We start from the raw sequence: 13,728 nt of genomic DNA, 5'->3' as shown, positions 1-13,728 counted from the left end.
GTTCCGGCATGGCCCACATGTTTTTCCTGCAACACCCGGCGGACCAACCCCACTGCATCGTGGGAGGTCATCCCCGGCGGTTTGAGAAAATTGATAAAACCTTCCATATTGCGACTCACACCCCAAGGGATTTTATAATTTCATCAATCAAATACTGCTTTGCTTCTGCAAATGGCTTTTTGATGGTACAGCCGGCCGCCCGCTTATGGCCACCACCGCCCAATCGCAGAGCCAATTTGCTGACATCCGTTTGCTTCGAACGCATACTTACCCGGCAAACCTCCGGTTCTACCACTTTAAGTACTACAGACACATCAACACCATCAATAACCCGTATCAAATCGATAAAGCCCTCAGTAGTCTCCAGAGTGCTGGTCAATTCATAATCCAGGAAAATACCGGCAATTTTACCGTCAGCAAACAATTCCAGCGTCTGCAATGCTGTACCCATTCCCTTGACAACAGTATAATCCTTGGTTTCAATTGCTTCAGAGATAGTTTCCGGCTTTATGCCGGTTTCCAACAGCTCTGCCGCCGCTCGCATAGTTTGTGGCGTGGTATTGGAATACTTAAAATACCCGGAATCAGTAGCCAAACCAATATAAACCGCGGTAGCTGAATCACGATCAAACTTCACACCGATAGCCTTGGCCAATCGATAAATGATTTCTGCCGTAGCCGCACTGTCCGCATCAAGGTACAGGTAATTGGCCAAATTGTCGTTGGTACCATGGTGGTCAATATTTAGTATCGGTGCCTTACACTTTAATGGCAAGGTTCCCACCCTATCCAAACAAGCATCAAGAATAACCAGATAGTCCGCCTCGTAGTTATCAGCCTCCGGTTTTTGTATCTGGTCAATTCCCGGCATAATGCTGAGAAATTTCGGCAGGTCATCATCAATAATGACCTGTACCTTCTTTCCCAAAGTTTCCAAAATATATTTCAGCCCCAAGCAGGAACCTATGGCATCCCCATCCGGATTGACATGAGCAGTCAATATCAGGCTATTGGCCGCCATAAGTCTGTCTGCTGTTTCTCTAAGTGAAATAATCATTATTCCCCCTGCTCCTGCTCTCTTTCAATCTGCAACAGCAATTTCTGGATATGGTCACTATAATCCAATGACTTATCCAAAACAAATCTCAATTCAGGCGTAACCCGCAGCCTTATCCGGTGCCCCACTTCACGGCGGATAAAGCCCAGAGAACTGTTTAACCCCTTCCAGGTGTCCTCAATCTGCTTATCATTCCCCATAATGCTGACAAACACCTTGGCCAAACTCAAATCTCTGGTAACTTCCACCTGGGTTACGGTAACAAACCCAATACGCGGGTCCTTCAGCTCCTGCAGAATAATCTGGCTGATCTCCTGCTTCATAAGCTCCTGAATTTTTTCAATACGAAGCTGGCTCATCTTACACTAGCCCTCCTCAATCAATCCTTGTTTACATCATTGATATCAGTCTGGATTTCTTCCATGGTATAGGCTTCGATGATATCGCCTTCCTTGAAGTCACGATAATCCTTAATGGTAATACCGCACTCGTAACCGGCCGCAACTTCCTTAACGGCATCCTTGAACCGGCGCAAATCTTCCAGCTCACCATCAAATACTTCAATATTATCTCGAACAATGCGAATCTTGGACTTGTTGGTAATCTTGCCCTCAAGTACATAGGAACCGGCTACCATCAAGGTCTTGTTGAAAATCATTACCTGGCGGATTTCTACCCGGCCCTGAATAACTTCCTTGTATTTAGGCGCCAACATACCGGACATAGCGTCCTTAACATCATTGATGGCATCATAAATAACCCGATAAGTGCGAATATCAATGTCCTCAGTCTCCGCAATGCGACGGGCATTGGCATCCGGACGGACATTGAAGGCAATAATCAGTGCGTTGGAAGCAGTAGCCAGCATAACATCAGACTCGTTAACAGCACCTACGCCGGAATGGATAATATTTACCCGAACCTCATCGTTCTTGTTGAGACTCAGCAAGGAACTGTTCAATGCCTCAACGGAGCCCTGAACATCCGCCTTTACCAAAATATTGAGATCCTTCAGCTGGCCTTCCTGTATCTGATGGAACAGATCGTCCAAGGAAACCTTCTTGGAACGGATAAGCTCGTTACGCTGCTTTTCGATACGCTTTTCCGCAATAGTACGGCAAAGCTTCTCTTCCAAAACAGCCAGCTCATCACCGGCCGACGGAACATCGTTAAGGCCAAGCACCTCAACCGGAACGGCTGGGCCTGCTTTCTTAACATTTTCACCACGATCGTTAATCATAGCCCGAACCTTACCATAGCAGGTACCGGCAATAATAGAATCACCGATGTGCAAGGTACCGTTCTGAACCAATACAGTTGCCACCGGACCACGGCCCTTGTCCAGCTGGGCCTCGATAATGATACCACGGGCATCCCGCTTCGGATTAGCCTTCAGCTCCTGTACTTCAGCTACCAAAAGAACCATTTCCAAAAGCTCATCGATATTCATGCGCTTCTTGGCAGAAACCTCTACCATAATGGTGTCTCCACCGTAGTCCTCCGATACAAGACCATGCTCCATAAGCTCGTTCTTAACCCGCATAGGGTCAGCCCCTGGCTTATCAATCTTGTTGATAGCCACGATAATTGGCACTTCAGCAGACTTGGCATGGTTAATTGCTTCAATAGTCTGTGGCATAACGCCATCATCAGCCGCAACTACCAGAATGGCAATATCAGTTACCTGTGCACCACGGGCCCGCATAGCCGTAAAGGCCTCATGACCAGGGGTATCCAGGAAAACAATCTTCTTGCCTTGGCACATTACCTGATATGCACCGATGTGCTGGGTAATACCGCCGGCCTCAGTCGTAGTAACGGCCGAGCTGCGGATACAATCCAACAGGGAAGTTTTACCATGGTCAACATGGCCCATTACTGTAACAACCGGTGGACGGAGCACCAATGTCTTTGGATCGTCCTCTATCTCCGGAATTTCAGTTAGGTCAACCTCTGGTGGTAATTCTTCAACATTTACACCGAACTCACCGGCAACCAGAGCCGCTGTATCAAAATCAATGTCCTGATTTATGGTAGCCATAACACCCATCAGCATCAGCTTCTTGATGATGTCAGCTGCAGTGCAGCTGATTTTGCTGGCCAAATCCTTTACAACGATGGTTTCACCCACCTTAATCAGCTTAGGACGGGCAATTTCCATTTTAGGAGCCGGCTGCTGATTTTTGTTGTTCCGGTTGTTCTTATTGTTACGGTTGTTCTTGTTGTTAAAGCCGCCATTGAAATTATTCCGATTATTCTTGTTACGGTCCTTACCGCCATTGCGGTTCCGGTCCCCACGCTCCATGCGTTCATTACGCTCCATGCGTTCGTTACGCTCCATGCGGTCATTACGCTCCCGATTACTTCTTTCGTTACGATCATTTCTGTCACGGCCCTTGAAGCCGCCAGTGTTCGCTGCTGGCTGACTGCCCATACGATTGCCGCCAACATTTCTTGGCTTATTGCCATTTTGATTTTGCATCGGACGATTGGCAAAATTAGCATTTCTACCGTTATTCGGCTGATTGTTTCGTTGATCGTTACCCCGTTCGTTACTGCGCTGGTTGTTAAAACCAGTCTGATTATTGCGGTTACGGTCAAAATTCCGATTGCTGTTATGACTGCCATTGTTATTTACCAGCCGTGGCGTACTAAACCCACTGTTGGACTTCTTGGTCTGATCAGCCGGGCGGTTGCCATTGGCTGGACGGTCATTCCGATGAACATTTTCCGGAGCCTTGTTCACTGGTGCCTGCTTTACTTCAGGCGCCTTGTGGTCTACTGGTTTGGCCGCTGGTTTTGGCTCGGTCTTTGGCTGTTCAACCGGCTTGGCCGGCTTAACGCTCTTTTCATCCTTTGTCACAGGTTTGGTCGAAACCTTTTCCGGTACCTTCTCCGTCTTGGCTGGAGCCTTACTGCCCGCCAGTGCCTTGCGCACCAATTCCTTTTCACTGTCACTGATGGAACTGGAATGCTTCTTTCCGGTAATATTGTTCTTTTCTAATATCTCAATAATCTTCTTGTTTTCTGTATTTATTTCTTTTGCAAATTCATTTATTCTCATCAATCCACCCCCGAATGACTATCTGTCTTCAAAGAGTTTGACCAAGGCATCCGCAAATCCCTTGTCCAGTACGGCAGCCACTGCCCGATATTCCTTGCCGATACAGTGACCTAATTCCTCTCTGTCAAATAGATAATATAGTTTAATTGTTGTTTCTTCAGCCAGGTGCTGATATTTCTTTTTCGTTTCCTCCGCAGCATCACCGGCTACCAAAATCAGTCTGGCCTTTCGTCCCTGCACTGCCTTCTCGACGGCAAAATCACCGGAAACCACTTTATTGGCACGCTGTGCCATACTCAGCAGATTATAAATTTTATTTTCGTTCATATTTATTCAAAAAGCTGCTTTTCCAGCTCATCAAAAATGGTTTTATCAATAGGGCATTTAAAGGATTTGGCAAATCGATGCTCCTTCACTGCCTTGTCAAAGCATTCCCGGTTCCGGCAAATATATGCCCCCCGGCCGGATTTTTTCCCTGTCAGATCTACAAAAAACTCACCCTCAGGGCTCTTCACAATCCGGATAAGCTCCTTTTTCAGGTGCTGCTCCTGACAGCCAATACAAAGTCTGGTTGGAATTTTCTTTACTGTTGCCATACCAAATCACCCAGTTTCTTATTCTTCGCTGTCGCTGTAAAATTCATCAGAGGCAAACTCGTCCAAATCGATGGGCTCCTCCGTCTCATCATCGAAACCGAATTCCTCGGCCTGAGATTCGCTCTTAATGTCAATCTTCCATCCGGTCAATTTGGCCGCCAAGCGGGCATTCTGCCCTTCCTTGCCTATTGCCAGCGACAGCTGATAATCCGGCACAACCACCCGGGAGAGCTTCTCGGACTCATTGATTGCTACCGAAACAACTCTGGCTGGGCTAAGGGCATTAGCAATAAACTGCACTGGGTCAGCGCTCCATTTTACAATATCAATTTTTTCATTTCTAAGCTCATCTACAATATTCTGTACCCGAGCGCCCCGTGGCCCTACACAGGAGCCTACTGCATCAATATTTTCATCCTCAGCGTAAACCGCAATCTTGGACCGCATTCCCGGCTCTCTGGCTACTGACTTTATCTCCACATCACCGCTTTGGATTTCCGGTACTTCCAGCTCAAACAGGCGCTTTAACAGACCTGGATGAGTGCGGGAAACCATTACCTGCGGTCCCTTGTTGGTATTCTTTACCTCAACAATCAACGCCTTGATACGGTCGTTTGGTGCATAGGTCTCATGGGCAATCTGCTCACTTGGACCAAGGATAGCCTCGGTTTTGCCAAGATTTACATATACATTCTTGTTCTCTACCCGCTGAACCACGCCGGTAATAATATCGTTGGCCCGATTTACATACTCGTTAAAGATAATGCCCCGCTCCGCCTCACGGATGGCCTGTACCACCACCTGCTTGGCATTCTGTGCCGCAATACGGCCAAAATTAGCTGGAGTAACCTCCTCCTCCAAGGTATCACCCAAGGCGTAATCCTTGGAAATCTTTTGGGCCATTGCCAAGGAAATCTGGGTAACCGGATTGGTCACTTCATCCACCACTTCCTTGATGGAATATACATGATATTCACCGGTTTGACGGTCAAGACTCACCCGGCAATTGGCCTCGTTGTTATAATTACGCTTGTAAGCCGCTCCCAATGCCTTGTCAATCGCATCAAATAATACCTCAGAAGCAATACCCTTTTCCTTGCCTAATACCTCGATTGCCTCCATAAAACTGCTTTCTGCCACAGCAGCAGACTTCTTCTTTACTCTGGTAGCCACTAAATTAACCTCCTAAAAATCTATATGCAAACGAACCTGAGCTACATCCGCCATGGATATTGTCTGCTCATCAATGGTTATATTCTCACCATCATAGTCCTTTAAAACACCCACAATCAATTTGTTGCCATCCACCGGGGCAAACAGGCTCACATCAACAGTTTTGCCTTTCTCCCGCTGAAAATCCTTTGGTTTTTTCAGCTCCCGGTCCAATCCCGGCGATGATACTTCCAAAATATAGCTGCCCTTGATAATATCCCTTTCATCAAGGATTTCTTCCAAGCGTCCGCTTAGTGCCTGGCAATCATCAATTTCGATGCCGCCTTCCTTATCAATGAACACCCGGAGATACCAGTCCTTTTCCCGGACATAATCCACGGCAACCAACTCAAGGTCAGTGTCGGTTAGCAAATTTTCCACTATTTCCTCTACAGCTTCCTCAATAACTTTACTCATATATTCGCCTCCTAACCTTATCAGACCACAAGCAAAAGTTACATCATCAATTCATAAAATAAGACAAAAGAGCGGGTTTGCACCCACTCTTCACAAAATTTCATCATATTTCTAATAAAGTATATCACGGTAAATAGCTTTTGTAAACAGATATTTTACAATATCATCAATAATTTAAAAAATATTACATGCCTTATTCTGGATTGTGTTGAACCACTGTATCAGCTTGTGTCTAAGGGCCATCACTGGAGAACGAAGCATCATTTTCGGTCCGCTGTAGCGCATAATTTGTTGCATCTTTTGCCGCCGGTTTGGCGCAAAACAATGGGTACTGCATTCACTGCATAATGTTTGCTCTCCTATCCGCGGACAATTATTGACCCGTTTTTCCACATAATCCAACAACTCTTCGCACTCCGGACAGAGTGTACCACCATCCGTTTTATGCACATCTCGGCAATATATGCTTATCATATCAGTCACAGTTTTCAGCTCCTGTTCGCGTTTATGTTTGAACTTATCCATATGGCACCTCCTATGACTGAAAATTTTCAACACCCTTTGCATTTATATTTTACCCTAAAACAGCTCACTTGTTTAGACATAGGGCCCAATTCTAACTGAAGTTTAATTTTTTAATGTGGTTTTAATGTTGGACAATAAAAAGCTGACTACCTGTCCCGGCAGTCAGCCTGTAATTTCTCAATCCGGCATCAGTATTGCTCCCACTGTGCCCAATAACATAAATATAATGAAACCGATGAATATTAAGCCTTCCTTGTAACCTGCTATTTCCTTGATAAAATTCAGCACTTCTCCATAGGAAATATTATTGTCGTTGTCGGACTTTATCTGGCGGGTGCTGCCATCTGGCAAAATCAGCCTAAACAATGGGAAATTATAAATTCTTATACGGCCAACGGCTACCCACAAAATCAAAGTAATAGGTACGGTCAGCACCAACCATGCCCCCAGATATTTGTAATTGGCTGTCCCCTCAAAATCCAGCAAAAAGGCCAGTATAGCTGGCAAAGTATTGAACACCAGCACCCCGAAAAATATTTTAAGCATTCTAAGGGGCGTGTAAAAAGCTACCTTTACTGGTGCCATATGGCCATTTACCGGTTCAAAGAACAACGCCTTTACAGTGGTATCCGCCACTGGTTCCTGCCCCTGATTCACAGTAAGCTGAGCCTGCATTCGCTTCGGTCGTGGAGAATCCATCTTAAAGACCTTGCGGCGCCATTCATCACCTCGGCCATCAGCAAAGGCCACGAAGAAAATAATCCCAAAAATAGCTCCCCATATAAGACCTATCAAGACATCAAACAAGCACATAGCCCCAGTGGTCAGCACGGTCAGTATCGTAGGTTCAATAAGCCAGGAATAATTCTTAATGAGCTGGGTCTTGGTGACGGCTACCCGACCAGTCTGACCATTCACCACTGCCAGTACAGGACCAATGCTCAAAACATACACCGGCAGCAAGGCTGGCAAGCGCAACAGATGTCCCGCCTCCATCTTAAGCACCACGCCGGTAGTCTGCAAAGCCTGTTCCGCCTCCGGTCTAAAGCTGTCCTCCACTTCCTCCAGTACCCGATTCTCCAGCGTCATACCGTCCACATCAGAGAGCTTCACCCGTTGACCGGCAATAAAGGCAAATTCAAAAGGGCGTGCAGCTGTCCACTCAAAAGGCTCCATAGCATCCAACACCAAATTATCCAGTTGTTTGGAGGTATTTACGGCAATACCGTTCAAAAAGCCTCCCATATTGTATTTTCGGTCAGAATATGTCTCCATCCGTTGCACCTGGGCCGTCACCGGGCCGCGGATAAGCTCGTAAGGCAAATAATAACCCCTGAGCGCCTGAATATTGGCTAAAACGGTCTGAGCTTCCTCTTTTCCGGAATTCTTCTTCACCCATTCTGCCAGCTTTCCTCTGGCCTCATCCTCGGTTAGCACAAAGGGAATAAGCACCTCCGGCAGTTCATCCGACTTACCAAACGCCCGACGGGCAAATTTACCACCACAGAAGCCACATTTTCCCATAGCTTCTCCCTTCGGGATAATAACCTGCGCCCCGCAGTTCTGGCAGGAATGTACCTCCTCGGCTGCGTTTTGGCCCTGTAAAATGCTTTTCCGCCGGGCGTCCCGCCACTGCTCCAAGCGCATGATTGGGTCCTTTATATCGGTCACCCCACCGCAATACTGGCACAAATATTGTTGCCGAATGATGTCATAATTTGCTGGTGCGCCACAGCTCTTGCAGTACACCGCCAACGGATGATTATTATCCACGCTGATATGGCTCCCTTCATTCTATAAAATGAGACTTATTCAGATGGAGCTTTAACCTCCATCTGAATGTAGTCGAATAAATCCTTAGCTTTATGGTTGCTTTACTCCCACCTAATAGGTGGGAGCCTTAGCACCCGTTAGCGCCGGGTAAATCATATTTGACTTCATTCGTCAAAAAACAAATGATTCCTGCCAATAAATAAAAACAGGATAAAATGCCTAATATATATTTTTTCATTACATATAAGAAAAATTTTTTCAACTGGAGTATAATGATTTTTAAGAATATTTTTTGGAGGTGAGATTATGATACTTGAATTTGTACTTGTGGCATTATCCCTTTCATTGGTGCATTTATCCGGTATTTATCTGCGTTATCTCGCCTTCAGAGATGATTTGCCGGCGGCAGACACCCGCCGTTTGTGGCAGTTTCTCATAATATTGGCTCTGCTATTTATACCTTTATATACTTGGATTTTTTCCCGCACCGGCATTGTAGTAACTACCTACAAGAGCACCCTTTTCTGGGGCTGGATACCCTTTCAGGCAGTATTTATGCTTTCTCTGCCCAATCGTATCCTGCATCACATTTTTATCTTTGGTATGTCGGTGCTGTGGACCTTTACCATTCACAGCATAAATACCATCACCACTGCACTTTTTATGGTCGGCGCCGAAGAAGCTACGGTACTGCTGTTTTATAGTGGAATGTTCATTGTATGGTACCTGTTATTCCTGCCATTGGCCCGTCATTGCTTTACTTCTCTGCTACCGGCTTATAGTCATTTCACCAGGCCTGCCGTTCAAATATATACCTCGTTTCTTCCTATTGTAATGGTGACCGGATATTTGGTGCTGATTAACGATGATCAGCTTTGGCATACCTGGGAAGAACGAATTGCCCGCTTGCTCCTGCCTATCGGTTTCTTTCTGGCCTATCATTATATCCTCAATGCCTCCAACCGTATTTATGAGCAGGAACAGCTTCAGCACAATGCGGATATTATGAAGCAGGAAATCACCTATTTGGAGGAAAGCCGCTTACTGGCCGCCGATAACCGGGAGAAAATAAAAAAACAGCAGGAAAATCTGCTGAAAACTTATGCCGAACTAAAAATTTTACTGCAGCAGGGTGATATAGCCGGAGCCCAAGCCTATATCACTCAACAGGAACAGGTCCTGTCAGCAGCAGCTATCGATTCCTACACCGATTATGCCATTATCAATGCAGCTATTTCCATTTATCTGCACCGGGCTGTTGCCTTGGGCATAACCATTATCCATAAGACCAACCTTCCCCGCAACATGGGTACCGATGAAAATGATTTGGCCGTACTGCTGGCCAACCTGTTGGAAAACGCCCTGCTGGCCAGCGCCAAAGAAACAGGTGTAAAGCAAATTACACTAATACTTCAGCATAATGGATCACAATGTGTATTGGAAATGGCCAATACTTGCCACACCACCCTGCAGCTTGCGGATGATGGATTGCCAAAAACCAGCCGCAGCGGTCATGGACTGGGAATGTTATCATTAAAAAACTTTTTGGAAAAATACGACGGATATGCCGACTTTAGTCAGGAAACTGGCTGGGTTCGGCTAAGTATGTATTGGGAGGATAAACCGCCATGCTGATTTTCGCCATTGTTCTGACACTAAGTCAAATGATAATTGCTTATCTGATATTCGATTGGGAAGTCAAGGCCAATACCCGGCAGGAACATGCCAATAATTTGCTGAAGCTGCGTCTTAATTCCCTAAAGCAGGAAACCAGCCTTATTCAGGAAAGCATAACTGCTACCAGAGTACTGCGTCATGATTTGCGGCATCATTACCGACTGCTCTACGCCTTGCTAAAAGACGGTGATACAGCTGCCGCTCTGGAGCACATCAAAAATCAGGAAGAAGTAATCCAGTCTATGCACAAAGGATAACACAAAAATGCACCTTAATTAAAAGGTGCATTTTTTTATCGATGGGCCATATAGTGCATATAGGTCGCCTTGACTTCCTTTTTTCGGCGCTGACTAATCGGCACCTTGCTGCCGTCCTTCAGTATAAAGTCGTCCTGTCCCATTCGCCAAATATAATCCATATTCAGTATTATCCGGTGATGGCATTCAATAAATCTATTATCCTTTGTCAACATTTCCTGACACTGATTATAGGAAAGTATCGTATCGGCCACCATATCAGGCAAATGAATACTCAACTTATGTTGGGCGTTAATGTCAACATACATAATATTCCGCACCGGTACATCAACATCCTTACCATTAAACGGTATAAGCACAGTCCGTTGGCTAGCCATTATCTCCGGAAACACATGGTCCATAGCCTTGGCAAACTCATTTAAATGCGCGATCAGAGGCTTTAACAGATAACCAGCCGCAAACACCCGATAGCCATCCAACATATGCTCCTTGCTGCTGGTCAAAAACATAATTGGTACCCGTTCATCCCGTAGGCGAATGGCTTCGGCAGCCTCCATACCGGTCATATCCTCCATATAAATATCCAACAAAAGCAAATCATATTGACCGGGACTGAAGGAAGCCAGCAAGTCCTCGGCAGAGGAATAAGTCTCCAACACCAGGTCCTTCATAATCTCAGGATGTGCTTGAGTTAAATACCGCCGCAGCTGCTCTTCAGCCATCTTCCTATCATCAGGATGGTCGTCCGCAATCGCAATATTCATAGTCCACCTCCTATCCTGTTTATATGTCGTTTTTCTACTTCATTTCATACCACAATTTGCTGTAAAATACCACCCCTGACAAAAAAGTGATGAAAAAAAGCCAAAAGTGATTTTGATTTATAGTAAAAATGAGTATAAAGTCCTATACAATGTTTGACAAAAAAGGCAGCAAACATTACAAAATATTTGCTGCCATCTTAATATTTGATTCTAAAAGTATTTAATTTGCATCCCGGGTAATGGTCTGGTCAGATTTGCCCAGCACCCAGCCCAACGCCTTTAACTCGGCATACAGCATAACCTTCTGCTCACGAAATTCCTGCTTGCATACCCGAAGCTCCTTGTATTTCTTGCAGGCAAGATGATAGCGGGCAGTAATTTCCGCCATGCTACGGGCCTTTTCCTTGGCATCACTGGTATATGACATTGATATCTTTTCTTTTGCCTCCATACAAACTCACTCCGTTTCCTTGATTATGATTAAAGTATACCGCAGATGAATTACTTCTTCAAGCGTTCCAACGCCCAATGCGCAATATCGTGACGGAAATGAGCATCCTTGAAATGGATTTTGTCCACAGAAGCATAGGCTGAATCCACCGCCGCTTTAATGCCATCAGCTTTGGCAACAACCCCCAGCACTCGGCCACCATTGGTATATATATGGCCGTCCTTTTCACTGGTACCGGCATGGAACACGATATTGCCACCAGCTTCGGCCTCTTTCAAGCCAGTGATTTCATCCCCCTTGTTATAGCTCTTTGGATAACCGCCAGCAGCCATAACGATACAAACCGCTGCGCCCTTGCTCCATTTCACTTCGGTATCGGCCAGCTTGCCATCAATGCAGGCCAACATAACCTCCACCAAATCGCTCTCCAACAGTGGCAAAACCACCTGAGTTTCCGGGTCACCAAACCGGGCATTGAATTCCACTACCCGTGGGCCCTGGTCAGTCACCATAAGTCCGGCATACAAACACCCCTTATACAGGCGGCCTTCCTGCTCCATGGCCTTGATAACCGGATCAAGAATTTCCTTCTGGGTTCTGGCCAAAAGCTCCGGCGTACCTACCGGTGCAGGAGCATACGCCCCCATACCACCGGTATTTGGCCCTTCATCGTTATCGTTGACCCGTTTGTGGTCCTGGGATGGCACCATTGGAATAATGGTCTTGCCGTCTGTGAAGCACAGTACCGAAACTTCTTCACCAGCCATAAATTCTTCTACTACAACCCGGCTTCCGGCACTGCCAAAGGCTCCATCCCCCATAATTTCGTCAATGGCACCCAATGCCTCAGCCAAGGTCATGGCCACAATAACGCCCTTGCCGGCGGCCAGACCATCGGCCTTAATAACGATTGGGGCACCTTCTGCCTTAATGTATTCCTTGGCTGCTATGGCGTCAGTAAACACCTCATACTTGGCCGTAGGAATATTGTATTTCTTCATTAAATTCTTGGAAAAAGCCTTGGAGCCTTCGATTTCTGCTGCGGCCTGCACTGGGCCAAAGGCCTTTATCCCAGCCTTATTGAAGGCATCTACCGCTCCATTGGTCAGTGGCACCTCTGGTCCTACGACCACCAGCCCCACGCCCTTTTCCTTGGCAACCTTTACCATTGTCTCATTGTCAGTAATGGACACATCATTGATGCATTCCGCCAGGGAAGCCATACCAGGGTTGCCAGGGATAGCAAAAATCTTGTCAGCATACTTGCTCTGACTCAACTTCCACACCAGCGTATGCTCTCTGGCACCGCTGCCTATAACTAAAATATTCATTATTTATTCACCTGCTCTAAAAGATACTTCTGAATGCAATCATCATATTCAGAGGTATGCTTGAAAGCCTCCTGGGCCAGCTCCATGCGAAGCATCCCGGAAACACAGCCATTCTTTTCAACCTGTTCAGCCACCTCGGAATAGCGGGCTGGATTAGTCACTACAGTTACATATTTAAAATTCTTGGCTGCAGCCCGAATCATTGCCGGTCCACCGATATCAATATTTTCGATGGCTTCAGCCAAAGTAACATCCGGCTTGGAAATAGTCTCTTTAAATGGATACAGATTTACTACCACCATATCGATGCCAGTAATCTTGTGCTCTTTCATAGCCTGCACATGGGTTGGATTATCCCGGACTGCTAAAATACCACCGTGAATAAGTGGATTTAAGGTCTTTACCCGGCCGTCCATAATCTCCGGAAAGCCTGTAACATCGCTGACATAAATAACCGGAATACCTGCCTCTTTGATGGCCTTCATAGTACCACCGGTGGAAACGATTTCCACCCCTGCTGCATGCAGCCGTTTGGCCAACTCAACCACACCAGTCTTATCAGATACGCTAATCAATGCCCGTTTGATTTTCATAGTAAAGTCTC

At 46.1% G+C, this 13,728-nt stretch carries 15 protein-coding genes and 1 pseudogene; 2 read left to right on the top strand and 14 right to left on the bottom strand.

Annotated elements, in window-relative coordinates; translation table 11 throughout:
• From QZV24_RS00960 to QZV24_RS00915, 10 genes and pseudogenes are all read right to left on the bottom strand, one after another.
• Positions 1 to 107 (bottom strand): annotated as a pseudogene (locus QZV24_RS00960) (tRNA pseudouridine(55) synthase TruB); the annotation flags it as partial.
• Between the two features lie 8 nt (positions 108 to 115).
• On the bottom strand, positions 116 to 1,057 hold the full coding sequence (locus QZV24_RS00955; protein ID WP_290655213.1) for a bifunctional oligoribonuclease/PAP phosphatase NrnA: 942 nt from the start codon (positions 1,055 to 1,057) through the stop codon (positions 116 to 118).
• Positions 1,057 to 1,416, bottom strand: coding sequence for a 30S ribosome-binding factor RbfA (gene rbfA, locus QZV24_RS00950; RefSeq protein WP_290655212.1), 360 nt, complete (start codon positions 1,414 to 1,416; stop codon positions 1,057 to 1,059). The genes QZV24_RS00955 and rbfA overlap by 1 nt, the downstream gene beginning before the upstream one ends.
• A 20-nt stretch (positions 1,417 to 1,436) precedes the next feature.
• Complete coding sequence (gene infB / locus QZV24_RS00945; RefSeq protein ID WP_294518797.1) at positions 1,437 to 4,121, bottom strand: translation initiation factor IF-2; 2,685 nt, start codon at positions 4,119 to 4,121, stop codon at positions 1,437 to 1,439.
• Positions 4,122 to 4,139: 18 nt separating this feature from the next.
• Positions 4,140 to 4,448, bottom strand: a complete 309-nt coding sequence (locus tag QZV24_RS00940; protein WP_294518794.1) for a ribosomal L7Ae/L30e/S12e/Gadd45 family protein — start codon at positions 4,446 to 4,448, stop codon at positions 4,140 to 4,142.
• Between the two features lie 2 nt (positions 4,449 to 4,450).
• Complete coding sequence (locus QZV24_RS00935) at positions 4,451 to 4,717, bottom strand: RNase P modulator RnpM (protein WP_290655207.1); 267 nt, start codon at positions 4,715 to 4,717, stop codon at positions 4,451 to 4,453.
• A gap of 18 nt (positions 4,718 to 4,735) precedes the next feature.
• Positions 4,736 to 5,839 carry a transcription termination factor NusA gene (gene nusA, locus QZV24_RS00930; protein WP_294518814.1) on the bottom strand — a complete coding sequence of 368 codons (1,104 nt, stop codon included), beginning with the start codon at positions 5,837 to 5,839 and terminating at the stop codon, positions 4,736 to 4,738.
• 63 nt (positions 5,840 to 5,902) lie between these two features.
• Positions 5,903 to 6,346: a ribosome maturation factor RimP gene (rimP, locus tag QZV24_RS00925; protein ID WP_290655206.1), complete on the bottom strand. Its 444-nt coding sequence runs from the start codon at positions 6,344 to 6,346 to the stop codon at positions 5,903 to 5,905.
• A 174-nt stretch (positions 6,347 to 6,520) separates the two neighbouring features.
• Positions 6,521 to 6,871 carry a nitrous oxide-stimulated promoter family protein gene (locus tag QZV24_RS00920; protein WP_294518790.1) on the bottom strand — a complete coding sequence of 117 codons (351 nt, stop codon included), beginning with the start codon at positions 6,869 to 6,871 and terminating at the stop codon, positions 6,521 to 6,523.
• Between the two features lie 177 nt (positions 6,872 to 7,048).
• Positions 7,049 to 8,644 (bottom strand): hypothetical protein, encoded by a 1,596-nt coding sequence (locus tag QZV24_RS00915; RefSeq protein ID WP_294518787.1) that lies wholly within the window; start codon positions 8,642 to 8,644, stop codon positions 7,049 to 7,051.
• A 306-nt stretch (positions 8,645 to 8,950) separates the two neighbouring features.
• On the opposite strand from QZV24_RS00915, the gene QZV24_RS00910 reads away from it, so the two are divergent.
• Both QZV24_RS00910 and QZV24_RS00905 read left to right on the top strand, forming a co-directional pair.
• Positions 8,951 to 10,279 (top strand): GHKL domain-containing protein, encoded by a 1,329-nt coding sequence (locus tag QZV24_RS00910; RefSeq protein ID WP_294518784.1) that lies wholly within the window; start codon positions 8,951 to 8,953, stop codon positions 10,277 to 10,279.
• Entirely contained in the window at positions 10,273 to 10,578 is a 306-nt protein-coding gene (locus QZV24_RS00905) for a hypothetical protein (protein ID WP_294518781.1), read from the top strand. Before QZV24_RS00910 ends, QZV24_RS00905 begins: the two co-directional genes overlap by 7 nt.
• Positions 10,579 to 10,613: 35 nt before the next feature.
• Here the strand turns inward: QZV24_RS00905 and QZV24_RS00900 are convergent, their stop codons facing one another.
• From QZV24_RS00900 to QZV24_RS00885, 4 genes are all read right to left on the bottom strand, one after another.
• Positions 10,614 to 11,342 carry a LytTR family DNA-binding domain-containing protein gene (locus QZV24_RS00900; protein WP_294518778.1) on the bottom strand — a complete coding sequence of 243 codons (729 nt, stop codon included), beginning with the start codon at positions 11,340 to 11,342 and terminating at the stop codon, positions 10,614 to 10,616.
• A 220-nt stretch (positions 11,343 to 11,562) separates the two neighbouring features.
• Positions 11,563 to 11,793 (bottom strand): hypothetical protein, encoded by a 231-nt coding sequence (locus QZV24_RS00895; protein ID WP_290655194.1) that lies wholly within the window; start codon positions 11,791 to 11,793, stop codon positions 11,563 to 11,565.
• Between the two features lie 50 nt (positions 11,794 to 11,843).
• Entirely contained in the window at positions 11,844 to 13,124 is a 1,281-nt protein-coding gene (gene purD / locus QZV24_RS00890; protein ID WP_294518774.1) for a phosphoribosylamine--glycine ligase, read from the bottom strand.
• A complete protein-coding gene (locus QZV24_RS00885; protein WP_290655191.1) occupies positions 13,124 to 13,717 on the bottom strand; it encodes an IMP cyclohydrolase in 594 nt (197 codons plus the stop codon). Before QZV24_RS00885 ends, purD begins: the two co-directional genes overlap by 1 nt.
• Between the last annotated feature and the right edge of the window lie 11 nt (positions 13,718 to 13,728).

It is taken from the genome of uncultured Anaerovibrio sp., from assembly GCA_902786545.1.
Taxonomy (GTDB): domain Bacteria; phylum Bacillota; class Negativicutes; order Selenomonadales; family Selenomonadaceae; genus Anaerovibrio.
The sequence above is the reverse complement of the archived record's forward strand: the minus strand, read 5'-3'. Positions and strand labels throughout refer to the sequence as shown.